Origin of the sequence: Arthrobacter sp. zg-Y769 (genome assembly GCF_020907405.1) — a bacterium.
Classification (GTDB): Bacteria; Actinomycetota; Actinomycetes; order Actinomycetales; family Micrococcaceae; genus Arthrobacter_B.
In genome coordinates, this window is record NZ_JAJJOE010000009.1 from 1 (window position 1) to 25,026 (window position 25,026).

14 protein-coding genes and 2 pseudogenes are annotated in these 25,026 nt (G+C 60.9%); 14 read left to right on the top strand and 2 right to left on the bottom strand.

The features are described from left to right. The 5 genes and pseudogenes from LOC60_RS08920 to LOC60_RS08940 all read left to right on the top strand — a co-directional run. Positions 1-385: pseudogene (locus tag LOC60_RS08920) on the top strand (site-specific DNA-methyltransferase); the annotation flags it as partial. After that, positions 373-3,369 carry a restriction endonuclease gene (locus LOC60_RS08925; protein WP_230024503.1) on the top strand — a complete coding sequence of 999 codons (2,997 nt, stop codon included), beginning with the start codon at positions 373-375 and terminating at the stop codon, positions 3,367-3,369. The pseudogene LOC60_RS08920 and the gene LOC60_RS08925, both read left to right, overlap by 13 nt. Positions 3,370-3,872: 503 nt before the next feature. After that, the gene (locus tag LOC60_RS08930; protein ID WP_230024505.1) at positions 3,873-6,785 is read left to right on the top strand and encodes an SNF2-related protein; all 2,913 of its coding nucleotides are present in this window, start codon (positions 3,873-3,875) and stop codon (positions 6,783-6,785) included. Positions 6,786-6,839: 54 nt separating this feature from the next. After that, positions 6,840-8,717, top strand: a complete 1,878-nt coding sequence (locus LOC60_RS08935; RefSeq protein ID WP_230024506.1) for a site-specific DNA-methyltransferase — start codon at positions 6,840-6,842, stop codon at positions 8,715-8,717. Next, complete coding sequence (locus LOC60_RS08940; protein ID WP_230024503.1) at positions 8,705-11,701, top strand: restriction endonuclease; 2,997 nt, start codon at positions 8,705-8,707, stop codon at positions 11,699-11,701. Before LOC60_RS08935 ends, LOC60_RS08940 begins: the two co-directional genes overlap by 13 nt. A gap of 217 nt (positions 11,702-11,918) precedes the next feature. Here the strand turns inward: LOC60_RS08940 and LOC60_RS08945 are convergent, their stop codons facing one another. After that, positions 11,919-14,021 carry a GmrSD restriction endonuclease domain-containing protein gene (locus LOC60_RS08945; RefSeq protein WP_230024507.1) on the bottom strand — a complete coding sequence of 701 codons (2,103 nt, stop codon included), beginning with the start codon at positions 14,019-14,021 and terminating at the stop codon, positions 11,919-11,921. Positions 14,022-14,481: 460 nt separating this feature from the next. Here LOC60_RS08945 and LOC60_RS08950 point away from each other — a divergent pair, with 460 nt between their 5' ends. From LOC60_RS08950 to LOC60_RS08965, 4 genes and pseudogenes are all read left to right on the top strand, one after another. Further along, the gene (locus LOC60_RS08950; RefSeq protein WP_230024508.1) at positions 14,482-15,744 is read left to right on the top strand and encodes an arginine deiminase; all 1,263 of its coding nucleotides are present in this window, start codon (positions 14,482-14,484) and stop codon (positions 15,742-15,744) included. Beyond that, positions 15,731-15,916 carry a hypothetical protein gene (locus LOC60_RS08955; RefSeq protein ID WP_230024509.1) on the top strand — a complete coding sequence of 62 codons (186 nt, stop codon included), beginning with the start codon at positions 15,731-15,733 and terminating at the stop codon, positions 15,914-15,916. Before LOC60_RS08950 ends, LOC60_RS08955 begins: the two co-directional genes overlap by 14 nt. A 113-nt stretch (positions 15,917-16,029) precedes the next feature. Then, positions 16,030-17,478, top strand: coding sequence for a basic amino acid/polyamine antiporter (locus tag LOC60_RS08960; RefSeq protein WP_331460794.1), 1,449 nt, complete (start codon positions 16,030-16,032; stop codon positions 17,476-17,478). Positions 17,479-17,803: 325 nt separating this feature from the next. Further along, positions 17,804-18,006: pseudogene (locus LOC60_RS08965) on the top strand (arginine deiminase family protein); the annotation flags it as partial. Between the two features lie 75 nt (positions 18,007-18,081). On the opposite strand, the gene LOC60_RS08970 reads toward LOC60_RS08965, so the two are convergent. Then, entirely contained in the window at positions 18,082-18,984 is a 903-nt protein-coding gene (locus LOC60_RS08970) for a hypothetical protein (protein WP_230024510.1), read from the bottom strand. 147 nt (positions 18,985-19,131) lie between these two features. Here LOC60_RS08970 and LOC60_RS08975 point away from each other — a divergent pair, with 147 nt between their 5' ends. The 5 genes from LOC60_RS08975 to LOC60_RS08995 all read left to right on the top strand — a co-directional run bounded on the left by LOC60_RS08975 (position 19,132) and on the right by LOC60_RS08995 (position 25,007). Then, a complete protein-coding gene (locus LOC60_RS08975) occupies positions 19,132-19,743 on the top strand; it encodes a phosphatase PAP2 family protein (protein WP_230024512.1) in 612 nt (203 codons plus the stop codon). Next, positions 19,740-20,324, top strand: a complete 585-nt coding sequence (locus LOC60_RS08980; protein WP_230024513.1) for a hypothetical protein — start codon at positions 19,740-19,742, stop codon at positions 20,322-20,324. Before LOC60_RS08975 ends, LOC60_RS08980 begins: the two co-directional genes overlap by 4 nt. 310 nt (positions 20,325-20,634) lie before the next feature. Next, on the top strand, positions 20,635-22,134 hold the full coding sequence (locus tag LOC60_RS08985) for a hypothetical protein (RefSeq protein WP_230024514.1): 1,500 nt from the start codon (positions 20,635-20,637) through the stop codon (positions 22,132-22,134). Between the two features lie 69 nt (positions 22,135-22,203). After that, the gene (gene pelF / locus LOC60_RS08990) at positions 22,204-23,901 is read left to right on the top strand and encodes a GT4 family glycosyltransferase PelF (protein WP_230024515.1); all 1,698 of its coding nucleotides are present in this window, start codon (positions 22,204-22,206) and stop codon (positions 23,899-23,901) included. Further along, on the top strand, positions 23,898-25,007 hold the full coding sequence (locus tag LOC60_RS08995) for a putative glycoside hydrolase (RefSeq protein ID WP_230024516.1): 1,110 nt from the start codon (positions 23,898-23,900) through the stop codon (positions 25,005-25,007). Before pelF ends, LOC60_RS08995 begins: the two co-directional genes overlap by 4 nt. Positions 25,008-25,026 lie beyond the last annotated feature (19 nt).

A 25,026-nucleotide genomic window follows, 5' to 3' on the forward strand; every position in this document is an offset into this window, starting at 1 on the left:
TTTTTCGAAGTGGCGGTTGTCTAGTGATGTTGAGCCGGGTGCTTTTGAGCAGCGTTTGTTGGATTTGCGTGAGAGCAGCAGTGCGGATGGGGCGTCGGCGGATGATTTGCTGACGGAGCTTTTGTTGAAGCAGGGCTACTCGTTGACGGAGCAGGTCAATCCTGTGGAGATCGCCGGATTGGAGTTGCGGTCGGTGGCGGGGGGCCTTGTTCTGGCTTATCTGGATGAGCACGTTAAGCCGTCGTTGGAGCAACTTCGGGCGGTTGTGGAGGCTGATCCGCAGCGTCTGATTGTGTTGGAGGATGCGTTCCAGGGTGATGATGAGTTGAAGACGAACCTTGCCCAGTTGTGCAAGGGCCGGGGAGTTGAGCTGTGGACGGCGTAGCACGCGGGGCAGGGTTCCAGTTTGACGCGAGCCAGCCGTATCAGCTGGAGGCGATTGCGTCGGTGGTTGACCTCTTTGACGGGCAGCCGCAGGATGCGCAGAAGCTGGTGACGACGCTGCGCGGTGCAGCGGTGCTGGCTGGGGATGACCAGTCAGCCCTGGAGATTGACCTCATGCAGGAGGTAGGGGCTGTTGGCAACAGTCTGGTGCTTGATCGTGACCTGATCCTGGCGAATTTGCAGCGGGTGCAGGACCGTAACGGCCTGGAAGTCGTCTCGAAGCTGTTCGATGAGGGTTCCCTTGATTTCGATATTGAGATGGAGACCGGTACGGGTAAGACGTACGTGTATCTTCGTACGGTTTTTGAGCTGGCGGTGAAGTATAACTTCACGAAGTTCGTGATTCTGGTGCCCAGCGTCGCGATCCGCGAGGGTGTGAATACGAGTATCCGCTTGATGCGTTCACACTTTGAGAATCTGTATAGGCAGTACGGAATCAACTTTGATTCCTCGGTTTACAGCGGCAAGACGGCTGAGGAAGTGCAGTCGTTTGCGACGTCGACGAATGTGCAGATCCTGGTCATGACGATTGACTCGATCCGCGGCAATGCCAATACCCGGATTATTCATCAGACCCGGGACAAGCTGAACGGGTTGCGGCCGCTGGATTATTTGAAGGCAACGCGGCCTGTGGTGATCATGGATGAGCCGCAGAACATGGAGTCGCTGCTCTCCCAGTCGGCGGTAGGTGAACTAGATCCGGTCTTTACGCTGCGGTATAGCGCCACGCACGCGAAGCAGCGCAATGTGGTGTACCGGTTGGACCCGGTGGATGCTCACGATCTGGGTTTGGTGAAGCAGATCGTGGTTGCGGATGTGCAGCAGCAGGGCGCGGACGCATCCCCTTATATCAAGTTGGTGGAGGTCAGGCGGGAGCCGTCCTGGTCGGCGCGGTTGGAACTGTCGGTCCGTACAGCCGACGGCACCATTACCCGCCGGATTGTGAGCGTGAAGCAACATCAGGAACTCTCTGATGCCCGCCTGACGAACAACCCCGTCTACGAGGGGTGGCGGATCAACGAGATGAGCATTGAGCCTGCCAGCATCGACCTTACCCAGCACGGGTTCCTTTACGAGGGGGAGAGCCTTGGCGCCTCGACGGGAGCGATTTATAAGGAGATGATCCGCGAAACGATCCGGGAACACCTCCGCAAAGCCGTGCTGCTCCGGGGGCGGGGGATCAAGGTGCTCAGCCTGTTCTTCGTGGACAAGGTCGCCAGCTACCTCGGCAACGGTATGAACAACGACGATGCCGACGGTGACTTCGCCCGCTGGTTTGATGAGGTATTCATTGAAGAGCGGGCCAAGAACCCGCGCTACCAGGAGTTGCTGCCGCAGGATCCGCGCGAGCTTCGCCGGGCGTACTTCTCCCAGATCAAACGCGGCAAGACGACGACGTTCAAGGACTCGTCGGGTGCGACCAAGGCTGATGATGATGCTTATGAGCTGATCATGAAGGACAAGGAACGTCTGCTGGACGAGAATGAACCGGTCCGGTTCATTTTCAGCCATTCGGCCCTGCGTGAGGGCTGGGATAACCCGAACGTCTTCCAGATCTGCACCCTGCGCGAAATGGGGAAGGAGACGGAACGCCGCCAGACATTGGGCCGCGGCCTCCGCCTGCCCGTGGCGGAAACCAAGACGGGTTACCAGCGTGTTGGCGAACGAGGAATCGCGACCCTCACGGTGGTAGCGAACGAGTCGTATAAGAAATTCGCCGATGCCCTGCAGAAGGAGTACAAGGATGCAGGCGTGGATATTGGCCGCGTGCGCAGGGCTGAGTTCTCCAAGATCCTGCTTCGGGACGAGGACGGGGTGATGACCGATGAGCGGTTCGGTTTCCAGCGCTCGGCCCAGGTCTGGGAGCACCTGAAAGACAAGGGGTTCATTGACCAGGCTGGTGCGGTTACCTCGGCATTCCAGCCGGATACGCTGGGCTTCAGCCTTCAGCTGCCCGCTGAGTACTCGGTATTTGAGGATGAGATTACTGATCTCATCGGGCGCGCGCACATCGGTAAGTATGTCCGTCCGGCAAGTAAGCGCCGGGCACGGAAGCTCAATAAGCAGCTGTACTTGACCCAGGAGTTTGAAGATTTCTGGGAAGCAATCAGCGGCAGGACTACCTACCGTGTCAGCGTGGGGCGCCGAGAGCTCCTGAAGAACTCAATCAAGGCTATCCAGGACGCGCCGCCAATCGAACCTTTGCGCATCCATGTCACCCGGGCGGGTGTGAGGGTGCTGCGTGGTGGCGCCAAGGGTGAGGAACTCGGCAGCCGGGATACGGATCTTCGGGGAAGCTATGATCTGCCGGACATCATTACCGAACTGCAGGAGGCAACTTCCCTCACTCGCAGAACCATCATCGATATTTTGGTGGGCAGCGGACGTCTGTCCGAGTTCATTACGAATCCGAACGATTTTATTGCCATGGCCAAGCGGGTGCTGCAGGGCGAGCTGGCGAAGATCGTGGTTGAGGGCATTCAATACGAGAAGGTCGCCGGTTCCGTGTATGAGCTGCGGGAGTTGCAGGAGGATGGTGAGGAAGAGAAGGAACGTTTCCTTGACCAGATGTACCAGGTGCAACACACAGGTAAAACGGACTTCGATTATGTGGTGTTCGATTCCGATGTTGAACGCAGGTTCGCTGAGCTTTTGGACTCGCGTGAGGATATCAAGCTGTTTATGAAGCTCCCGCCGAAGTTCAAGATCGATACTCCGGTGGGCCCGTATAACCCTGACTGGGCGATCATCAAGCAGGAGGACGGGCAGGACCGGGTGTATATGATCCGGGAGACGAAGAGCACGAACGATGATTCGAGGCTACGTCCGTCGGAGGTGGCGAAGATCAAGTCCGCAAAGGCGCATTTCGCGGCGCTTGGTGGCGTGAATTATTCACGTTCCGTGCCGGCGGCCTGGAACATCTAACGTTTCCAACCGCCGGCCGTCCGTGCCCTAATCCGCAAGTCACGGATCAGGGCACGGATAGCTCTTCCTTGTGTGGAGGGGGTGGTCCGTGCCCCCTACAGCGAAGAGCTATGCATTAGTTGCACCGAACGTATGATTTGAGGAAGCCGGTGCTACTGGCTTCCGTCTCCAAGCCCAATTAGTTCTAATGCCTCAGCTGTCGACGGCTCGATCCCGTCACTGTGATTGAACGATAAAATGGTTCCGGCGTTGGAACGTGCCACTCACCGCCGGAATTCAATGGTCGCAAGCATCCCGTTGCGGCGCGGCATCCCAGCAGTGTCAGAGGGCGTCGGTAGCCTTGGGGGCGTCCCAGTCTACCTGCTTTGCGTAGGAAATAGTGCCCCACCGTGGGTATGGAGGAGCAACACAAGAATGAGATCCATCGTGGCAGCGTCAACGTGTTCCTGTGTCCGAGTACTCTCGGTTGGTTGGACGCTGACGGTCCGCGTCAAGGTTGTCAAATGACGTCGATCATCAGCGATTATCAGGCAAAGTACTATGCCCACGAGCTGCAGCGGAGCTACGCGAATGACCACGTTGGCAAGCTGGCCGGGCTGCTGTTTGACGCTCAGGTAGAACCGAAACCACATCAAATAGATGCAGCATTGTTTGCGCTGCAGACGCCGTTCCTGCCGGGAGTTATTCTGGCCGATGAGGTGGGCCTCGGAAAGACGATTGAGGCAGGCATCGTCATCTCGCAGTACTGGGCAGAACGTCGGCGAAGCATCCTGATTGTTGCTCCGTCGAGCCTTCGGCAACAGTGGCAGCAGGAGCTTTATGAGAAGTTCCTTATCCCGTCGACCATCCTCGAACCCAAATCTAAGGATGAGCTCCTTAAGCAAGCGGGTTCCCGTTCAGCGCAAGTCTTGATCTGTTCCTATGAATTTGCGCTGCGGAATGAGCTATCGCTGCTGAAATCGTGGGACCTTGTAGTCGCTGACGAAGCCCACCGATTGCGCAATCACTGGACGGGTAAGACAAAAGCAGCCGAGGCCGTCGCTCATATCGTTAAGGGCGCGCGCAAAACGGTCCTGCTGACGGCAACGCCTCTGCAGAACAAGCTCGAGGAACTCTACGGCCTTGTCTCCATCTTCGACCCCTCCTACTTCTACTCGCTCGAGGCGTTCCGTGAGCGGTACATCAAGAACCGTGAGATGACCGGTGATAATGATCTGGTCGAACGCGTGGCGGCGATCTCGAAGCGAACGCTCCGTCGGGATGCGGACAAGTACATTCACTTCACTAAGCGGATGCCGCTCACGGTGGAGTTCACCCCGTCGCCGGATGAGGCTCGGTTATATGACCTGGTGAACGATTATCTGCAGCGTGGTCAGTTGTTCGCGTTCGCCGGTAGTCAGCGTCACCTCTCCGCCTTGATCATTCGTAAGCGCCTAGGATCCTCGACCTACGCTGTCGCAAGCACGTTGGAGAACATCGCTAGTCGTCTGGCAGACGAGGTAGCGGCCGGGCAGCGGCGGGATGGCAGGGGTGGCCTTTTTACTGCGGAGTTCATAGCGGACGACGAACTCACTGGTGAGGTGCTCGAAGAAGCCGAAGAAGTCGGCGGTGCCACAGCCGAGGGACAGCACGGTGCAGTGCAACCGGCTGTTTATCTGGACGAAAACACACTCACGGCCATGAAAGCGGAGGTTGCGGAGTTGCGCGACTACGCTGCCCTCGCCCGCTCGATCACGGAGAACCAGAAGGCCGTCAAGCTCGGCGAAGCACTCGACCGGGGCTTTGAACGGTTGCGCGAGCTGGGAGCGCCTGAGAAAGCAATCATCTTCACCGACTCGACGAAGACGCAAGAATACATCGCGCGGACTCTGACCGGCATGGGACGCGGCGAAGGATTGGTGCTGTTTAACGGGTCGAACAACTCGCCGGAGCAAACCGTCATTTATCAGGAATGGCTCAAAAAAAATAAGGACGGTGAAGTGGCTACGGGGATTGTCGCCGTCGATCGGCGCAAGGCACTCGTGGAGTATTTCCGTGACCAGGGCAAGATCATGATCGCCACTGAAGCTGCAGCCGAGGGCATCAATCTGCAGTTTTGCTCGATGCTAGTTAACTATGACCTGCCCTGGAACCCGCAGCGCGTGGAGCAGCGCATCGGCCGCGTGCACCGTTTTGGGCAGAAGCACAACGTCGTGGTCGTCAACTTCTCGAATAAGGGCAATGTTGCTGAGCAACGAATTCTGGAATTGCTGACGGATAAGTTCAAGCTGTTCTCGAGCGTGTTCGGTGCCAGCGACGAAGTACTCGGTGCGATCGAGGACGGACTGGATTTCGAGAAGCGGATCAGCGATATCCTCACCAACTGCAAGACGGCCGGCGAATTGGACTCCGCCTTCAAGGAGCTGGAGGGACAGTATGCCACTGAGATTTCGAGTGAGATGGAGAAGGCGAAGGCAAAGGTCTTCGATAACCTGGATCCGCATGTACAGGATCGACTCAAAGCCTACGACGCCCAGTCAGGTGAGGTACTTAATAAGTTCGAACGCCTCCTGCTCGCGGTCACCCGCCATGAGCTGGCGGAACAGGCCAGTTTCGAGGGGGACGGCGGCACCTTCGTCCTCCACACAGCACCGATTGCCGAGACCCCCACCGGGCGGTACTTCTTCAAATCGAAGCCGCAGGACAACGCGCACCAGTACAGGTATGCGAGTCCGTTGGCGCAACATGTTCTCGGAACCGCGAAGAGCCACGCCACCCCGGCTCGGGAGCTAACGTTATCGCTCAGCCAGTCAGCACGCGCTAGTAACTCGGTAAAGGAACTCGCAGGCGCTAGCGGTGAACTGACCGTCGACCTCCTGACGTTCACGATGAGGGCCCGGGATGAGGATATTGCCGAATCTTATGTACTCGCCGGTGGCCTGACCGACGACGGACAATGGCTCGATGAGGAATACGTTACTGACATTCTTGACCTAAGTTGTACTGAGGTTGGCGATGAGGAGGTGCGGATCGAACAGGAGAAATTCGAGCCGCAACTGGCGGTACGCCGCACTGAGTTAGAACGCGAGGTACGGGGCCGCAACTCACGGTACTACGACCAGCAGGAAGAGCTGATCTACCGTAACCAACAAGACCGCAAGGCAGAGCACGAGGGCAAAATCCGCGAGTACCGCGCGATGGAGAAGGATGCTCGCAAACGTGCGCGCCAGGCCGACGACCCAATGGAACAGCTCCGGCTCAAGAAGGAAGCCCGCAAGTGGGAGCAACGCGCTGAGGAAGCCGATGAGGAATTTCGGGAAGTCCTTAAACAGCTACGTGCTGAGGCAAACAAGTACCTCGAACTGATCGAACAGTCCCTTCAAGGTACGCAGACCACGGAGCATCTCTTCACGATTCGCTGGCGTATTGATGCCTGAGCGGACCCTCCCCGTGACCGACAAGACTGTATTGACCATGAAAGAAGAAATCACATGACGGACGATGTCCACGAAATACCCTCAACGACACCTAATTTCCAGACCGCGCTAGCAGAGCAGCTTGCCGATTTGGTGCCGGAGGCTATCGCTGACGGCAAGGTAGACGTCGAGAAGCTCAAGGAACTGCTCGACGTCGATGCTGCTGACGGTAACGAGCGTTTCGGCCTCTTCTGGCCCGGTAAGAAGCGCGCCCTGCGAGCGGCACAGGAGCCGACGACCGCGACGCTGCGGCCTGACTTCGAGAACTCCAAGGACTGGGACACCACCAAGAACGTCTTCATCGAGGGCGACAACCTCGAAGTGCTCAAGATCCTGCAGAAGCACTATCACGCGAAGATCAAGATGATCTATATCGATCCTCCGTACAACACGGGTAAGGACTTCGTGTACCCGGACAACTTCAAGGAGGGTCTCGACACTTACCTGGAGTGGACGCGCCAGGTTAATGACGAAGGTAAGAAGCTCTCCTCGAACGCTGAGACAGAGGGTCGCTATCACTCCAATTGGCTGAACATGATGTACCCGCGGTTAAAGCTCGCACGCAACCTCCTAACGGACGACGGCCTATTCTTCATTAGCATCAGCGACCATGAGCAAGCGCATCTTCGAAAGCTTCTGGACGAAGTCTTCGGCGAGTCCAATTTCATCGGCGACATCATCTGGAATTCGACGAAGTCAGTAACTAATACTGCCTTGATTTCAGTCTCTCACACGTACAATTTTGTTTATGCGAAGAATATTCGGCATTTTACCGAAAACCGTTCTGATTTCCGTCTCCCTGACTCAGAGAAGGGATTTAGTAATCCTGACAATGATCAGCGAGGCCCATGGAAAGCTGACCCCTTCCAGGTAGGCGGCTGGCGTCCAAATCAGCAATACGAGATTGTCAATCCCAACACGGGGGTACGATATACGCCAAACCCGGGTTCGAGTTGGAAGAACGAGCGTAACAAATTCGATGAACTGATGGCAGATGGCCGTATTGTTTTTGGCGCTACGGGCAAAGGTGGGCCGATGCGTAAGCGCTTCCTGGTCGAGGCCCTCGAGCGCGGTAAAGTGACCAAGACTCTTTGGGATGACGTCCCGACAACAACAAACGCCACACAAGCCCTGAAAGACCTCTTCGGCGGGCGCTCTCCATTCGATACCCCCAAGCCTGTCGACCTGATCGTTCGAATGCTTCAGCTCGGAACACGATCAGACTCTATAGTGCTGGACTTTTTCGCAGGGTCTGGGACTACCGCTCATGGGGTAATGCAGCTTAATGCGGAGGACGGCGGCACTCGGCGGTACATACAGGTGCAGTTGCCGGAGCCCGTTACTGATGATTCCGAAGCTGCGTCCCAAGGATTGAAGACAGTAGCGGAGATAGCAAGGAAGCGTATCGATCTTGCGGGGCAGCGACTTAAGGCTGAACATAGTCAGCGGGTGGACGTGGCGAATGACCTCGACGTCGGTTATCGCTCCTTCGTGTTGAACGACACCAATTTTTCGAAGTGGCGGTTGTCTAGTGATGTTGAGCCGGGTGCTTTTGAGCAGCGTTTGTTGGATTTGCGTGAGAGCAGCAGTGCGGATGGGGCGTCGGCGGATGATTTGCTGACGGAGCTTTTGTTGAAGCAGGGCTACTCGTTGACGGAGCAGGTCAATCCTGTGGAGATCGCCGGATTGGAGTTGCGGTCGGTGGCGGGGGGCCTTGTTCTGGCTTATCTGGATGAGCACGTTAAGCCGTCGTTGGAGCAACTTCGGGCGGTTGTGGAGGCTGATCCGCAGCGTCTGATTGTGTTGGAGGATGCGTTCCAGGGTGATGATGAGTTGAAGACGAACCTTGCCCAGTTGTGCAAGGGCCGGGGAGTTGAGCTGTGGACGGCGTAGCACGCGGGGCAGGGTTCCAGTTTGACGCGAGCCAGCCGTATCAGCTGGAGGCGATTGCGTCGGTGGTTGACCTCTTTGACGGGCAGCCGCAGGATGCGCAGAAGCTGGTGACGACGCTGCGCGGTGCAGCGGTGCTGGCTGGGGATGACCAGTCAGCCCTGGAGATTGACCTCATGCAGGAGGTAGGGGCTGTTGGCAACAGTCTGGTGCTTGATCGTGACCTGATCCTGGCGAATTTGCAGCGGGTGCAGGACCGTAACGGCCTGGAAGTCGTCTCGAAGCTGTTCGATGAGGGTTCCCTTGATTTCGATATTGAGATGGAGACCGGTACGGGTAAGACGTACGTGTATCTTCGTACGGTTTTTGAGCTGGCGGTGAAGTATAACTTCACGAAGTTCGTGATTCTGGTGCCCAGCGTCGCGATCCGCGAGGGTGTGAATACGAGTATCCGCTTGATGCGTTCACACTTTGAGAATCTGTATAGGCAGTACGGAATCAACTTTGATTCCTCGGTTTACAGCGGCAAGACGGCTGAGGAAGTGCAGTCGTTTGCGACGTCGACGAATGTGCAGATCCTGGTCATGACGATTGACTCGATCCGCGGCAATGCCAATACCCGGATTATTCATCAGACCCGGGACAAGCTGAACGGGTTGCGGCCGCTGGATTATTTGAAGGCAACGCGGCCTGTGGTGATCATGGATGAGCCGCAGAACATGGAGTCGCTGCTCTCCCAGTCGGCGGTAGGTGAACTAGATCCGGTCTTTACGCTGCGGTATAGCGCCACGCACGCGAAGCAGCGCAATGTGGTGTACCGGTTGGACCCGGTGGATGCTCACGATCTGGGTTTGGTGAAGCAGATCGTGGTTGCGGATGTGCAGCAGCAGGGCGCGGACGCATCCCCTTATATCAAGTTGGTGGAGGTCAGGCGGGAGCCGTCCTGGTCGGCGCGGTTGGAACTGTCGGTCCGTACAGCCGACGGCACCATTACCCGCCGGATTGTGAGCGTGAAGCAACATCAGGAACTCTCTGATGCCCGCCTGACGAACAACCCCGTCTACGAGGGGTGGCGGATCAACGAGATGAGCATTGAGCCTGCCAGCATCGACCTTACCCAGCACGGGTTCCTTTACGAGGGGGAGAGCCTTGGCGCCTCGACGGGAGCGATTTATAAGGAGATGATCCGCGAAACGATCCGGGAACACCTCCGCAAAGCCGTGCTGCTCCGGGGGCGGGGGATCAAGGTGCTCAGCCTGTTCTTCGTGGACAAGGTCGCCAGCTACCTCGGCAACGGTATGAACAACGACGATGCCGACGGTGACTTCGCCCGCTGGTTTGATGAGGTATTCATTGAAGAGCGGGCCAAGAACCCGCGCTACCAGGAGTTGCTGCCGCAGGATCCGCGCGAGCTTCGCCGGGCGTACTTCTCCCAGATCAAACGCGGCAAGACGACGACGTTCAAGGACTCGTCGGGTGCGACCAAGGCTGATGATGATGCTTATGAGCTGATCATGAAGGACAAGGAACGTCTGCTGGACGAGAATGAACCGGTCCGGTTCATTTTCAGCCATTCGGCCCTGCGTGAGGGCTGGGATAACCCGAACGTCTTCCAGATCTGCACCCTGCGCGAAATGGGGAAGGAGACGGAACGCCGCCAGACATTGGGCCGCGGCCTCCGCCTGCCCGTGGCGGAAACCAAGACGGGTTACCAGCGTGTTGGCGAACGAGGAATCGCGACCCTCACGGTGGTAGCGAACGAGTCGTATAAGAAATTCGCCGATGCCCTGCAGAAGGAGTACAAGGATGCAGGCGTGGATATTGGCCGCGTGCGCAGGGCTGAGTTCTCCAAGATCCTGCTTCGGGACGAGGACGGGGTGATGACCGATGAGCGGTTCGGTTTCCAGCGCTCGGCCCAGGTCTGGGAGCACCTGAAAGACAAGGGGTTCATTGACCAGGCTGGTGCGGTTACCTCGGCATTCCAGCCGGATACGCTGGGCTTCAGCCTTCAGCTGCCCGCTGAGTACTCGGTATTTGAGGATGAGATTACTGATCTCATCGGGCGCGCGCACATCGGTAAGTATGTCCGTCCGGCAAGTAAGCGCCGGGCACGGAAGCTCAATAAGCAGCTGTACTTGACCCAGGAGTTTGAAGATTTCTGGGAAGCAATCAGCGGCAGGACTACCTACCGTGTCAGCGTGGGGCGCCGAGAGCTCCTGAAGAACTCAATCAAGGCTATCCAGGACGCGCCGCCAATCGAACCTTTGCGCATCCATGTCACCCGGGCGGGTGTGAGGGTGCTGCGTGGTGGCGCCAAGGGTGAGGAACTCGGCAGCCGGGATACGGATCTTCGGGGAAGCTATGATCTGCCGGACATCATTACCGAACTGCAGGAGGCAACTTCCCTCACTCGCAGAACCATCATCGATATTTTGGTGGGCAGCGGACGTCTGTCCGAGTTCATTACGAATCCGAACGATTTTATTGCCATGGCCAAGCGGGTGCTGCAGGGCGAGCTGGCGAAGATCGTGGTTGAGGGCATTCAATACGAGAAGGTCGCCGGTTCCGTGTATGAGCTGCGGGAGTTGCAGGAGGATGGTGAGGAAGAGAAGGAACGTTTCCTTGACCAGATGTACCAGGTGCAACACACAGGTAAAACGGACTTCGATTATGTGGTGTTCGATTCCGATGTTGAACGCAGGTTCGCTGAGCTTTTGGACTCGCGTGAGGATATCAAGCTGTTTATGAAGCTCCCGCCGAAGTTCAAGATCGATACTCCGGTGGGCCCGTATAACCCTGACTGGGCGATCATCAAGCAGGAGGACGGGCAGGACCGGGTGTATATGATCCGGGAGACGAAGAGCACGAACGATGATTCGAGGCTACGTCCGTCGGAGGTGGCGAAGATCAAGTCCGCAAAGGCGCATTTCGCGGCGCTTGGTGGCGTGAATTATTCACGTTCCGTGCCGGCGGCCTGGAACATCTAACGTTTCCAACCGCCGGCCGTCCGTGCCCTAATCCGCAGGTCACGGATCAGGGCACGGATAGCTCTTCCTTGTGTGGAGGGGGTGGTCCGTGCCCGCATCGCTAACGACCGGTTCCTGTGCTGTTTGCCGCCGCAGTATTCGCCCTGCGCAGGCCACTCCAAATCACAGCCTTAATGGGGTTGTTGGTAGGTGGCCGATCGCGGTGGCGTCGAGGCATCTATCGCGCCCCGGCCATCAGCGACTGTATCGCGACTTGTTCTCCTTCGGGATTCTCGACCTGCCAAAACTCAACACCGGGCACATTGTCCGCACCCGCGTAATGAGCTGCCGCGTTTAAGGTTGCAAATTCGTGGCCGTCGATGACAACCACTCCGTCATCGGTCACCTCTGCTCGCATTCTGATGGAATCGTCGACCGGGCTGAGGAGATCACCTGATGCCAAGACCCCTGCTTCCACCAGGTCTGCGATGTCCCTCTCAGCGTTAGCGGCTGATTGCCCTGCTGTTGGGAGGACGACGGTCAAGGCCTCCGATTGCCCCCACTTGAGGCGTTCGTATCCCGCCCTAGTCACCTGAGCCAGGAGAATACGTCGTTCGTAAAGGAACTCCTCGTAGTCCATGCCTTCCCAGCCGTCAGGAAGGGCGTGCCAGAACATCTGTTGCCGCAATGTCTCTTCATCGAAGCCCCGTTCCCTAACGAGTGCGGGCCAATAGTTGGCAGGCTCACGATCGGATATGACGTTATTGGTGCTCCAATCCGTGGGTGCAAAATTGGCAACTTGGTTGATCTTTTTGAGGTCTCGTATGCCGACGACGTTTTCTAGATATTTTCGGGGATTCAGATGGTGCCCCTCCGTCCCCTTGGTTGCCGGCTGTGAGGGGTCCATCCACTGCTGAACTTTATTGTGGAGCATAAACATGTCTGCATCGAGAATATTCAGGGCAGCCAGGTACGCCTGGTAGGAAGGCGAAAGCGCTGAGGACGACGAGATCAATGATTCGGGCATTCGCAGTGTCCAGAAGTCTTCGGACAGTTCGGCCGCAATCACTGACTCAAGCGTTGAGATGAAACTTCTTGCTTCGCTTCCGCTTATAGCGGTTAACCTATCCAAGTCCTTCTGTAGCTGAGTTTCCGCGCTTCCGGTGTAACGTCCAGATAGCTGGGACATGAAGAGCCAGCGGGCCATGAGGTTACGCAGAGTTGTAATATCCACGCCGAAACGTGTGCGCCCCATAATCCAGAGAGCATAACTGGACAGAATGTTCATGTCCGAGGTGACCATTTTTCGTGACTTGAAGCCGGCTACGGCCAGGCACCGGATGAACTCGGTCCAATGGAGTTCCTTCAGTACCAACGGCAGTGCCGCTTTGAGCTTGGCTAACTCCGCCTCCTGCCGATCCGGTACAACGAATCCGGTGCTACGGTCCTTGGCTTGAAGGGCGTTATAGGCGTCGCCGAGCTTCGCCCGGTTCTGCCCGACAGCCACTAGTACTCTCACTAGTTGCCCTGCGTCGACGGCAAGATAGTTGTTGATTGGAGTCCACGAAACGGGACGCTCGGCAATCTCGCTCGCACGCTGGGGCGTCAGGCGTGAATCCCGGGCGAACCGCTCCAATAGCTCTCTGCCCTCGGGCCAGAAAACACTGAGCCAGGTTAGAATGAAATCGGAGGCTTTGAGGCTGACTCCTTCTGAGTTGATCCTCACAAAGATATCCGCGACTACCTTCTTATCTGCGTCCGGTTGTATTTCAACCACAGTGAATTCATAGTTGCGCAGGCTATCCAGCCGGCCGAGGCGCTCTTCGATGAGCTCTTCCATGTCCTCGGTTAGTTCGCCACGAGCTTCCTCATAGCGTTTTTTGAATGATCGGCGGGTCTTATATGTATTTCCAAAAAACTCCGACACGTTGCTGATCCAGTCCACAGACTTTTCAATCGCAGTGTTAGTAACTTCAAACTTTTCTGTGACCGGGTTGAAAGCAATCGACATACGCCTGGAATTATAATCTGCGTCCCTCACCGTCGCACCCTTGAAGACCGCGTACAAGCTGGTTAGCCGCTGCTGCCCGTCAATGATCTGGTGGCTTCCTATCCGGCCCGTGGCACCGGAGATTGTTCGTGAAGAGTCCTCCTGTGACACGTTCCAGAACATCAATTCACCCACTGGATAGCCGCGATACATGGAATCGAGCAGATCTCGGATTTTCGACTTGGGCCATACGAACGGTCTCTGCAGATCAGGCAACTGCACAACGCCTGACTCGACGCTGTCGACCAGTCCCTGAACTTTCCATCCGACGGGTTTGAATACGGTACTCATAATAGGACTCCTCAGGTGGGGATATTCAGATTGCCAAACGGCCGAATCTCAGTGCTTTGGCCTTCAGCAGACTGCCCACGGCATGTTTGAAGGGTATTCGTGTTCTAGGGGCGTTTCGTCAATTGTATTGCCGTGATCTCCGGGGGCTAACGAGGGCATTCAAAGTTCGAGGATCTGATCAAGGACTGACAGTGTGCAGCTCTTGCGCGTCACAGCTTCGCTCCACATTATCCTCGCAATAAGGCATACCATCACTTACCCGGAGGAGCGGCGCTAGTACCTTGATTCCTTCCGCTCTGGCGAGACATGCAGGCGGTTTGATGGTTAGCACCCAGCAGCTCTACTGCTGCTCGCGTTCAGCTGGTAGGTGCGAGTGGCCGGGCCGAACCTCCTCGTCGATTCGGACCCGGAGCACCATTCTGCAAGGATGCTTCTAAGCCTGCTGATAAAGGAGTCACCCATGCCTTCCCCAACCTCTGTCTCACCCGCCGCCGCCTATGGGGTGCATTCCGAGGTCGGCAAACTGCGCAAGGTCCTCGTCTGCGCTCCGGGTCTGGCGCACGAACGGCTCACCCCCACCAACCGGGAAGACCTGCTCTTCGACGACGTGATGTGGGTGGAAAACGCCCAGCGCGACCACGCCGACTTCGTCACCAAGATGCAAAACCACGGCGTGGACGTGGTCGAACTGCACGATCTGCTCGGTCAGACCATGGACCTGCCCGAGGCACGGACCTGGCTGCTGGACCGGAAAATCGTGGCCAACCGGGTCGGGCTGGGACTGGTGTCCGGCACCCGGGCGTTCCTGGATTCGCTGACCGGCGCGGACCTGGCGCGCTACCTCATCGGCGGGCTGGCGACGTCGGACCTTCCCGCCGACTACCGCACCGGTTACATCGCCCTGGCCCGGGAATCCTCCGGCCGGCCCGAGTACCTGCTGCCGCCGCTGCCCAACACCCTCTACACCCGGGACACCACCTGCTGGGTCGGCGGCGGGCTGACGCTGAACCCGCTGTACTGGCCGGCACGCCACGACGAGACCCTGCTGATGCAGGCCATCTATACGTTCCATCCCGAGTACGCGGCGTCCACCGTCTGGTGGGGCGACGGGGAACAGGACTGGGGCCAGGCCTACCTGGAAGGCGGGGACGTGATGCCGGTGGGCAACGGCACCGTGCTGATCGGCATGGGGGAGCGCACCTCCCGCCAGGCCATCACCCAGCTGGCGCAGTCGCTGTTCGCCGCCGAGGCCGCCGAGCGGATCGTGGTGGCCGGCATGCCCAAGCTGCGCGCCGCGATGCACCTGGACACCGTGTTCACCTTCGCCGACCGGGACCTGGCCACCATCCACCCGGCCATCGTGGACGGCATCCACGCCTTCACCATCCACCCCTCGGACCGCAGCCCCGGCCTGGAGGTGCGGGACCACCGCGACCGGCGCTTCGTGGACGTGGTGGCCGAATCCATGGGCTACAAAAAGCTGCGTCTGGTGGAGACCGCCGGCGACTACTCCGCCTCCGAACGGCAGCAGTGGGACAGCGCGAACAACGCCGTCGCCCTGGAACCGGGCGTGGTGTTCACCTATGACCGCAACACCCAGACCAATGCGGCGCTGCGGAACGCCGGGGTCGAGGTGATCCCGATCGTCGGCGCCGAACTGGGCCGCGGCCGCGGCGGCGGACACTGCATGACCTGCCCGATCATCCGGGATGGCCTGGACTAACGACGACGGCGCGGGGCCGGCTGGCATGTGCCCGCGGCCCAGCCACGGTTTCGACGTGGACTCCAGCGAACGCACCGCCTTTGACGGGTACATGCCTTTCCACTGCAGGGACCCGTCCGACATCCGCCTCCGGGTGCTGGCCGCCGATTCGGACCCTGCCGTCTCCCTCTGAGAGGATTGTGGTGAGCCGCTGACGGAGGAGCCTCCGCAGGAAGCGGTCCGTCCCTCCACAGATGTCTAAGCGGTGTTGCCTCAGTGGCCGCAACATCCGATTGGAAAAGAACCGTGTCTAATGCGCCTGCTTCAGGGGACAAAGCCCCAGCAGCCAAACTCTCCCTGCTGACCCTCACCACAGTGGTGATCGGGTCCATGGTCGGGGCCGGGGTGTTTTCCCTGCCCCAGCGCTTCGCCGAGGAAACCGGTGTGTGGGGTGCGCTGGTCGCCTGGCTGATTGCGGGTTCCGGCATGCTGATGCTGGCCTTCGTGTTCCAGCGGCTGTCCATGCGCAAACCAGCGCTTGATGCGGGGGTCTTCGCCTACGCCAAGGCCGGCTTCGGAAATTACGTGGGGTTCTTCTCCGCAGCGGGTTACTGGGCCAGTGCCTGTGTTGGAAACGTCACCTACTGGGTGCTCACCATGTCCACGCTGGGAGCCCTGTTTCCGCAGCTGGGCGCAGGGGACACCCTTCTCGCCGTCGTGCTGTCCTCGGCCGGGCTGTGGGGATTCTTCTTCCTGATCAGGCGCGGCATCAGGGAAGCCACGGCCATTAACCGGATAGTCACGATTGCCAAGGTTGTTCCCATCCTGGTCTTTGTGCTGTTTGCTGTCTTTCTGTTCGACCCAGCCGTCTTCGCGGGAAACCTTAGCGGGGCGGACTATACGGGGCCGCTGTTCGAGCAGGTCAGCAACACGATGCTGGTGACGGTCTTCGTTTTCCTCGGTGTCGAAGGTGCCAGCGTGTATTCGCGCCATGCCCGACGGCGGGAGGACGTTGGCCGGGCCACCGTCCTCGGATTTCTGAGCGTCTTTGCCATCTTTGCCTCGGTCACGATCGTTTCCTACGGCGTCCTGCCGATGGAACAGCTCGCCGAGCTGCGCCAACCATCCATGGCGGGTGTCCTGGAAGCGGGAGTGGGGACCTGGGGGGTGGTGTTCGTCAGCGCAGGCCTGATCATTTCGGTGATGGGGGCCTACCTGGCTTGGAGCCTGATGGCAGCGGAGGTCCTGTTCGTGGCGGCCACGGAGAAGGACATGCCGCGGTTCCTGTCCCGCGTCAGCGATGACGATGTCCCGGTCAACGCCCTGCTGCTGAGCACCCTGCTCAGCCAGCTGGTAATGGTCATCACCTACTTCTCCGGGGATGCCTTCGACTTCGCACTGGACATGACCGCGGTCCTGACGTTGTTTTCCCTCCTTTTCGCGGCCCTCTATGCCCTCAAGCTCGGTTGGAGCGGGGAAACGTATGAAGGAGCCCCGAGCCGCACCCGGCGGGGCGACCTGGTCATTGCCGTCATTGCCACCATTTATTCAGTGTTCCTGGTCTATGCCGCCGGGCTGCCCCTGGTGCTGCTTTCGATGATCTTCTACGCCCCCGCCACCGTCCTGTTCGTGATTGCCCGACGTGAACAAGGGCAGCGCGTTTTCCGGGGAGGGGAGCTGGTTCTTTTCCTCATTACTTTGGTAGGAGCCGTTGCAGGCGTGCTCGCCCTGACCCGGGGCTGGATAGCGCTCTGAGCAGAGGGCGTAGCGCGGCGTGGTGTCCACCCGGAGGTGGCAAGCTGCGCAAGGTTCTGGTCTGTGCCCCGGGTCTGACCCACGAACGGCTCACGCCGACCAACCGTGAAGACCTGCTGTTCGACGACGTCATGTGGGTGGATCGCCCAGCGCGACCACGCGGCCTTCGTCGCCAAGATGACCAGCCGCGGCGTCGACGTCGTCGAACTCCACGACCTGCTGGGCCCGACCCGGGTACCTGCTGCCGCCGCTATGAATCTTCTACTGGCCGGCCCGGCACGACGTAATCCTGCTGATGCAGGCCATCCAACTGTTCCATCCCGCCTCCGAATGGCAGCAGTGGGACAGTGCGAACAACGCCGTCGCCCTGGAGCCGGGCGTGGTGTTTACCTATGACCGCAACACCCAGACCAATGCGGCGCTGCGGAACGCCGGCGTCGAATCCCGATTGTCGGTGCCGAACTCGGCCGCGGCCGCGGCGGCGGGCACTGCATGACCTGCCCGATCATCCGGGATGGCCTGGACTAACGACGACGGCGCGTGGCGGGCGGGCGGCACTCCGCGCGCCCAGCCGTGTGTACTAAGGTCTGCGAAGTGGTCTGCTCAAGCCTCGACCTGCCCCTCCGCCGTCCGCGGCCTTTCGATCCTCAATGACACGCCCTCACTGGTGCGGCTACCGCCCAAAATGGCGCGGAGTTCGGAAATGGACTGACGTTCGAGCAGCGACGGGTTCTTTTCCAGCATCAGGGAAATGGTTTCTCCGAGATGCTGCGGCGTCAGACCTTTCATCGCGGCCTCCAGCCCGTGAGGAACGCCGTCGGCCTCGATTCTGGCGTCACGTAACGTTCTCATCTGCTGATCGCTGAACGCCCTAGCTACAAGGGCCGCGACGAATCGTTCCCGCGCCTCTGCACTACCCATCCGCGACCGGTAGTCTCTGAACGCGGTTTCCAGCTGAGTGGAAGAACCTGACTTCTTAGGTTCGTTCACGGGCACTGTTGCCCCAGAGATGACAGCCTCCTCGCCCTCCGGGGCGTCGCCTGATTTTGTCCGAGCTGACTTAACTGCTAAGAGTGCAGCACCGCTCTTCGACCGTATGCTGCGGATGGTGTTTTGGTTAGCCGACTTTACTGCCGACATCGCGGTGCCGCTGGCTGACTTCAGCGCCGGTAGAGCGGTGACACGCCACCAGCCCGCGACGTGGGGTGCCGCTTTAACAGCAAGCATGGCTGCGATCACTGCAAGGTTAATCAGTGCTTCGACAGTTTCATCGAGTTCCTCATCGGTTAATTCGTGACCCTTTGTCGGGCGCGAATCTGCCATATAGATGTACTCGACGCTCGGCGACTGGGTTTCCTCGCCCTGTTGTTCGAAGAGCTCTGCATGCCCGACTAGATCGTTGGTTTCATCGTCAAACAGATGAGCGCGATACGCACCATCGGTATCCCTTGAAAATCCCAGATGCTGTCCATCTGGAATTTCGACATCGAATCTCTTCCTAGCCATTTGTCGCCTCAATCTAGTGGGTGAAAAACGTGTGCATCACGAAAGCGGATTCACAGCCTACAGCGCACATCAGATGCGGTCCGATATTCACCTATGCTGTGCCGTGCTCCGCAGCCGTACATCCCTCGTCCCCAGTAGAATCGACGGATGCCCGAAACCCTGCAGCTCCCCGCACCACGCGCCGCCACCACCTCCACCCGCCTGGCGCGCATCGTCACGGAAGCCTCCGCCCCGACGGTCCTCGTGGGAATCCTCCTGCTGCTGCAGCCCCTGCTCACCCCGGGCGTGACCTGGTTGCAGGGCATCGTGGCAGCGCTGTTCACAGTGGGGTTGCCCTTCGCCGGGATTCTATGGCTGAAGCGGCGCGGCAGGGTGACCGACCATCACGTGGGAGTGCGGACGCAACGGGCTCCGATCCTGGCCGCGTCCGCGGTGTCGCTGGGCATCGGCGCGCTGCTCCTGGTCCTGATGGACGCCCCGGCCGCAATGTTCGGCGAAATCGGCGGCGTCTTCATCGGCATGATGCTGTGCCTGGCCGCGAACCTGGTGTGGAAGCTCTCGGTGCATTCCGCCGTCGCCGCCTACGTGGGTTTGGCCCTGCTGGCACCGATCCCGGCGGTGGGTGCGGCGCTTGCCCTGCTGCTGGCGTCAGCCACGGGCTGGTCGCGGGTGAAGCTCGGCGACCACACCCCCACGCAGGTCCTGGCCGGTCATGTGGCCGGATGCCTGACCTTTGCCGCCGCCATGCTGCTGCCGTGAAGACAACGGAACAGAGGCCCGGCACTCAGCTGTCACCGGCGGCTCGCTGGTTCTCCAGGATCCTGCCGCCGGTCCTGGTGCTGGCGGTCCTGGTGGTTGCCGCCGGGATCGAGGCAGGGCTGGGGCCGGTGGGCGTTCTCCTGCTCCTGGCCGGCGTCGTCGTTGTGCCCGGCGCCATTTACAAGGGCACCAAGGGGCTGTTCCGACGCCGCGGCATCCCGGACAGCCGGCGGGCCGCCCTGGTAGCCGCCCTGATGCTTGCCGGCGTCATCGTCTGCTTCCTCCTGCCCGTACCCTCACCGGTGCCGGCCACGGTGACCGCGCTTTTGTTCGGCAACGTGGGCCTCGTCTTCTTCCGGCGATGGCTCAACGTGTCGGCGCATGTGTCGGTGCTGACCTTCGGCGTGCTCTGGATCATCGCGACCTACGGGGCCAACTGGGCGTGGCTGCTGATCTTGTTGCCGTTGATGATTCTCAGCCGGGTGTCCCTCGGGGAACATACCCGGCGGGAGGCACTGTCCGGCGCCGCCCTGGGGCTGGCCACCTTCGCCTTTTTCCTCGCGGTTCGAACGTGGAGCTGACCCACCCCACCGCGTAATGCGCAGCCCTTCCGCAGGTATCCCGCACACCAACACCGGGCAGATGTGCGCCAAAGACGAGCAGTTCTTACCTATACCCAAGCACCGGGATCGGCCATAAATTTACGGCGGTGCTCACCGCAGAGCTGACGGTGAAGCACCCTTCCTCTTTGGGCGGGCCATCGGCAGGCACGCGTAGCGGGCACCCGGCGACAGGCACGGTTTCGGCCGTGCAGCGCTGGAACACCCGTCCTGCACCACCAAAGCGACACCCGCCGCCGGCATCCGCCGCGCGGCCGGGCCAGGGGAACCCATGCCATCTCTTCAGTCTCTGCTCCACGATTCCTTTCTTCGACGCCGCACGCTGGTGATCATCGCCGCGCTCGTCCTGACGGCGCTCGTGCCGATAGCCGACAGCGTCTTTCCTGCCGGCTGGTCCTACACCTTGCTTGCCTCCGGCGCGCTGCTGCTGATGGTCGCCCTGCTGATGCTGGCCCGTCCCCGGACGGCAGGCCCCGGCGAACGGGTCAGCCCCGGCGAAGGCGTCAGGACCACCGGCGAACGGGTCAAGGCCGACGGCGCCGCACGGCCCGGTGCCGGGCTGCTGCTGTACCTCTCACCCGTCATTCTCCTGAACCTTGTCTACCCGCTGGTCAGCCCGGAGATGGCAGCCGTCACCGTAGGCGGCGTGCAGCTCACCCTGGTGGTGCTCGCCTCGTCCATCACCGTGCCGTGGCTGGCGCAGGCCGCGTGCCTGCCCGTTTACCGGGCGATCGGCGACCTGATGGCCGCCCGCGACATGGCCGCAATCACCCGACGGTTCTGCGCCACCTGGCCCGCAATGTTCCTTGGCGCCCTGCCGCTGGTGATCGTCTTCGTGGTTCCGCTCTGGCTCGCCACCGGCTGGTCCCTGACGGCGCTGGCAACCTACGCGGCCCTGTGTGCGCTGCACCTGGTCTTCGTCCAGTCCCTGGTCCTCGCCAACGTCGGGGACCGCCGCGGCCTCTGGGCGATCGCCTGGGTGGCCTACGCCGTCGCGCTCTTCGCCGTCCCCACCGCCTGGTGGCTCCCGCCGCTGCTCGGCGCCCTGACACAGATCATCGCGATGGGACGCGGACTGCGCTCCGTCGGCCTGGTGCAGCGGCCCGCTGCCCGGGACTTCTCCACCGACCTGGTCCGCGGCCTGCTGCTCGGTGCCGTGCTCTGGGCCGACAAGTTCGTGCTCTTCCTGGTCACCGACGGGAATTTCCAGGTGGTGGTGGTGTTCCTGGCGATGCTGCCCTCCGTCATTGCCTACAACTACTACTTCGTGAACCTCGCCCCGCGGGTGGACCTGGCCGTCACCAACCTCCACCGTGCCATCGCCGAGGAACCCCTCACGGTCCTCGCCAAGCGGTCAAGGCGGCTGAGCGTGACGGTGGACCGCGCCATCCTCACCACCGGTGCCGTGGGCATGGTCCTGACGCTCGTCATCGCGCTGCTCTTCGAGGGCCTCCAGCCGGTGAGCGTCCTCCTGGCCGTCGCCGTCGGCGTCGCGTCCTGGGCCTTTATGATCCTCACCCTGCTCAGCTACGAACTGGATTACATCGGCGAGAAGGTGCTGCCGCAGGTGCTGGGCGGCATCCACCTCACCCTCTGCATCGGGGCGTTCCTGCTGGTCGGCTCCACGCAGACCATCGCCGGCGCCGCCCTGATTTACGGCTCCCTGGTGGCGGCGGACCTGCTGCTGGTCGGCGTCGCCTGGACGCTGTACAAGCGCCACTGGACCCAGCCCGAATACACGCTGTTCTGGCGCCACGCCACCTCCTGGTAACCGCCACCTCCTGGTAACCGGCACCCCCCGAAGAACACCACCCCGCCCAGTCTCGCAAAGGAAACTTCCATGTACATGATCAAGACCCCGAAGGCCCGCCGGGCAGCGCTGAGCCAGTTCCCCGCCGTCGTGCTTCCCGCCCAGGAGGCGGCGCAGGGCCGGTACGACGACGTCGACGTGGCGATCGTGATGGAGTCCACCTACCCGTACCTCAAGGGCGGCGTCTCTGCAGTCGTCCACGACATCGTCACGCACAACCAGGACCTGACCTACGGGATCATCCACATCGCCTGGGACTCCGATGCTCCGCAGGAAGACCTGTACGACGTGCCGGAGAACGTCCTGTGGGTGCGGCCGGTCTACCTGAGCATGCAGGAACACCGGCACGACTTCATGGCGGTGTCCTCGAAGGACCTGGGCATGACCCCGGTCCAGCGCCGGGCGCTGGCCCACCGGGTGTTCGACGCGCTGTATGCCCTGTCCGAGCGCCGCGAGGTGGAACCACTCTGGGAACTCATCGACGAGGGCTTCAACGAGCGCACCCGCACCTACCCGCTGTGGGCGCTGCTGGGCACCCGTGAATTCATGGAGGTGCTCTCGGAGCGGATGCCCCAGCTGGGCATGTCGCTGGCGGACTCGTTCTGGACGCTGCGCAACTTCCTCTCCCTGGCCTACGCCCTCCTCAGCGAGACCATGCCCCGGGCCCGCGTCTACCACGCACACACCACGGGCTACGCTTCCCTGCTGGGTGCCGCGGCCGCCCGCGACCACAACACGTCCTTCCTGCTCACCGAGCACAACCTGTACGTCCGCGACACCGTGAACACGCTGCTGGACCGCAACATGGCGCTGTCCATCACCTCCGAGGACTACCGCACCTTCGACGTCACGCCCGAACACCGCGCGTGGATGGCCTGGTGGATCGAAATGGGCCACTTCTGCTATCCGAGCGCCGCACTGATCACCTACCTGTACCCGACGGCGATCACCGAGGCGGCGCGGCTGGGCACCGACATCGACAAGGCCGTGGTGGTGCCCAACGCCATGGTGATCGAGGAGTTCGACGAGAAGTACCGGGCACGGCTCGCCGCCCGCGAACACCTGGTGCAGCAGGGCAGCGACCACACCTGGAACCTCGTGTACATCGCCCGGATCGTACCGATCAAGGGGCTGCTGGACCTGCTCTCCAGCCTGGACCTGCTGCGCCGGCACGGCTTCCCGCACCTGCACCTGGACGTCCTCGGCCCCACCGAGCACGTCCCCGAGTACTACGAGGCGTGCCTGGCAAAGATCGAGAGCCTGGGACTGCAGGACCACGTCACCATCCGCGGCACGGTCAATGTCCGGGACATGCTCGACCAGTTCGACCTCCTCGTCCTGCCCAGCTACAACGAGGGCCAGCCCATCGTGGTCCTCGAAGCCATGGCCGCGGGCATCCCCACGGTCGGCAGCGACGTCGGCGGCATGCGGCAGCTCGTGAAGGACGGCCTGGCGACGGTGGACGGCCGCACCATCGGCCCCTGCGGCGAGCTCGTCGTCGCCGGTGACGTGGAGCAGATGGCGGACAGCATCCGCGCCGTCATCGGGGACATGGACCTCTACGCCGAGTACGCCGACAACGCCCGGACACGCGTGCAGGAGTTCTTCCAGATGCACGAAATCATGTCCTCCTACAACGAGATCTACCGGACCGTCGGCGACATCACCGACATGCACAACCTCGCCACCACGGAACTGGATCACCTTGCCCCCGTGGAGGCCAAATGACCGGTGTGGGTGCCTGGATCCGCTACGGCGGTCCGCTGCTTCCGGGGCAGCTCGCCTTCGCGGCCGAACACTACCGCGCCGCCATCCTGCAGCCGTGGGAGACGGCGGCGGCTGAGGAGCTCAAGCGGCTGCGGCCGGACATGACCGTGCTTTGCTACAAATGCCTGTCCTCCACGCGCAGCTACGAACCCGGTCCCGTCTACACGTCCGGCGTCTCGTTTGCGGAGGCGGAGGCGGAGGCGGAGTCTGGGTCCGGGCTCGGGGGAGCGGCCGACGGCGGCTGGTTCGCCACGCGCCTCGACGGCACCCGCATCGAGTGGGAACAGTATCCGGGGCACTGGCAGATGCGGGTGTGGGATCCGGCCTACCAGCGCCGCTGGGTGGACAACGTCGTCGACGAGCTGCGGGATTCGCCCTTCGACGGCGTGATGGCGGACAACGATGTCTTCGAGGACTATTACGGGCTGCGGCTGCCCGTTTCCGGGGCAGCGGACATGGCAGCGGTCCGCGCCGCGCTGGGCGACCTTGTGAACGCTGCCGGAACCGCGCTCAACGGCGCGGGGAAAATCCTCGTGCCGAACATCGCCGAATCGCGCCGCGAACCGGGCCGCTGGCAGGCCCATGCGGCTTACGGGGGAGGGTTCGAGGAAGTCTGGCTCGGCTACGGCCCGCAGCACCTGTTCGACCCCGTCACCGCGGAGGCGCAGCTGTCCCAGGCTTCCGGACCCGGGCTGTCCATCCTCCGGGTGCCGACCGACGGCGACGACGGGCATCCCAACTTCACGTACGGACTGTCCGCGTTCTGGATTTTCGGGGAAGGGCGCGGAGCCTTCTCCGCCACGGCCCACGACGACTACAGCCGCACCCAGTACGCGCCCGAACTGGACTGGCAGCTGGGCAGCCCGCGGACCGCGCCCAAGGGCAGGAACCACGCCTGGTGGCGGGAGTTCGACGGCGGATTCGCGGCCGTGAACTTCAACCGGGACGGCCGGCGGCGCCGCAAGGTAAGGGTTCCCGCCGGGCTGGTCGACGCCGGCGGCCGGCCCGCGCCGTCGTCCGTGGTGCTGCCGCCGCAGCGGGGAGTGCTGTACCGCCGTCCGGCCTGACTGCGGTGTTCGTGCGGCG

What these genes read in the sequence shown, in the direction of transcription:
- LOC60_RS08930 (WP_230024505.1), top strand. Translation starts at nt 3,873, where the DNA reads ATGACGTCGATCATCAGCGATTATCAGGCAAAGTACTATGCCCACGAG.
- LOC60_RS08935 (WP_230024506.1), top strand. Translation starts at nt 6,840, where the DNA reads ATGACGGACGATGTCCACGAAATACCCTCAACGACACCTAATTTCCAG.
- LOC60_RS08945 (WP_230024507.1), bottom strand. Translation starts at nt 14,021, where the DNA reads ATGAGTACCGTATTCAAACCCGTCGGATGGAAAGTTCAGGGACTGGTC.
- LOC60_RS08950 (WP_230024508.1), top strand. Translation starts at nt 14,482, where the DNA reads ATGCCTTCCCCAACCTCTGTCTCACCCGCCGCCGCCTATGGGGTGCAT.
- LOC60_RS08955 (WP_230024509.1), top strand. Translation starts at nt 15,731, where the DNA reads ATGGCCTGGACTAACGACGACGGCGCGGGGCCGGCTGGCATGTGCCCG.
- LOC60_RS08970 (WP_230024510.1), bottom strand. Translation starts at nt 18,984, where the DNA reads ATGGCTAGGAAGAGATTCGATGTCGAAATTCCAGATGGACAGCATCTG.
- LOC60_RS08975 (WP_230024512.1), top strand. Translation starts at nt 19,132, where the DNA reads ATGCCCGAAACCCTGCAGCTCCCCGCACCACGCGCCGCCACCACCTCC.
- LOC60_RS08985 (WP_230024514.1), top strand. Translation starts at nt 20,635, where the DNA reads ATGCCATCTCTTCAGTCTCTGCTCCACGATTCCTTTCTTCGACGCCGC.
- pelF (WP_230024515.1), top strand. Translation starts at nt 22,204, where the DNA reads ATGTACATGATCAAGACCCCGAAGGCCCGCCGGGCAGCGCTGAGCCAG.
- LOC60_RS08995 (WP_230024516.1), top strand. Translation starts at nt 23,898, where the DNA reads ATGACCGGTGTGGGTGCCTGGATCCGCTACGGCGGTCCGCTGCTTCCG.